1 protein-coding gene is annotated in these 1,207 nt (G+C 43.0%); it reads right to left on the minus strand.

Translation table 11 applies throughout. The features are described 5' to 3' along the window. Window positions 1–67: 67 nt before the first annotated feature. Window positions 68–508, minus strand: coding sequence for a hypothetical protein (locus C0T34_RS18065; RefSeq protein WP_015063446.1), 441 nt, complete (start codon window positions 506–508; stop codon window positions 68–70). Window positions 509–1,207: the final 699 nt, after the last annotated feature.

Below are 1,207 nucleotides of genomic sequence, written 5' to 3' on the forward strand. Positions count from 1 at the left end.
GAAATAGATAAAATAAGAGATAGAATAATAGATAGGATAATACATAAAATAATAGGTAAACCTAACGTCAGCGCACCTTTTCTTCGAGCTGTTTTAGCATCGAAATATCACCTAATAACCGTTGATTTTTACCTGTGAAAAAGATGATCGGACTGACATTTGCATTATCAATACTTCGGCTTAACTGAATTCCCATCGCCTGATAATCATCATCGTTTGTGCAATGGTATAACGCTAAAACAAGCTGACATTGTTCTGGAGTTCCGCATTCTATTGCCCAGCGGATCAACTCCGAAAAGGTCAATCCGTTCGGTTTCCAGTGTTTTTTATGCCGTGACGCTAACGCCTTAAATTTTTCACGCCCTTGATTATATTTTTCTGCCCCGATCACCGGATCTTCACAACGAACCCCTTGAACCGGTCGCTTATCAAATGACAATTCCCATAAATTTAATTCTTCGATGTATTCGTAATCTTCTGGCGATGCCAAACGAAATAATTGAGACATAGAGACACCCTCCGATCATGTGTGAACGGAGACAGTATAAGGCTTTCGAGAAATTCCGCTTCCTCGACGTGAAACAAGTTCACGCCTTGCGGCGAGCGTTGCGAATTGAATTTATGAGGTTTACCAAGCTCCAGATGTAACAAAGCCCCGTGACAGCATCACAGGGCTCTGGTACTCTAAATCTTGTGCATTCGTTGCTCAGATTAGACGTCGCAATCCAATCTTAGCAACGTGAGAGGCGCTTGTCACGTTCTCATTAAATACCAGCCAACGACATTAACCCAAATGCACCACTTGATTGACTCGGACTTAGCCCGGTCTCCGAAAGGATAAACAGGCAAATTGTGGTAGTAAAACGTACCGGAAAACGAAATTCCGGCTCTACCTCCGAATCACGCTGCGGTATCGAAAGATTACAGTGCGTACCTGATAAGAGCACCAATCAACGGACTAGGGATTTCTTGGATTGCGAAGTGTCGAAAGAAGCCCAACCTAACCAAACTTAGCCAGATTAACGAGCTAAGAGACCATGACCCAATAACTGATCATGGAGAAAAGCAAAGACAAGATGAAGATGTCGCTTCGCTCCGTTTTGATTAGTACCACATTGGGGCATTAGGCGTTTTTTACCTAGATTTTATCGGTGAACAATAACACCTAAACTCTCAACAAGCTGAAGCGCCTGCTCTCCATCCAACT

The organism is Proteus sp. CA142267, assembly GCF_003336825.1.
Taxonomy (GTDB): domain Bacteria; phylum Pseudomonadota; class Gammaproteobacteria; order Enterobacterales; family Enterobacteriaceae; genus Proteus; species Proteus terrae.

Coding starts and splice junctions, on each gene's coding strand:
- C0T34_RS18065 (WP_015063446.1), bottom strand. CDS start 508: ATGTCTCAATTATTTCGTTTGGCATCGCCAGAAGATTACGAATACATC.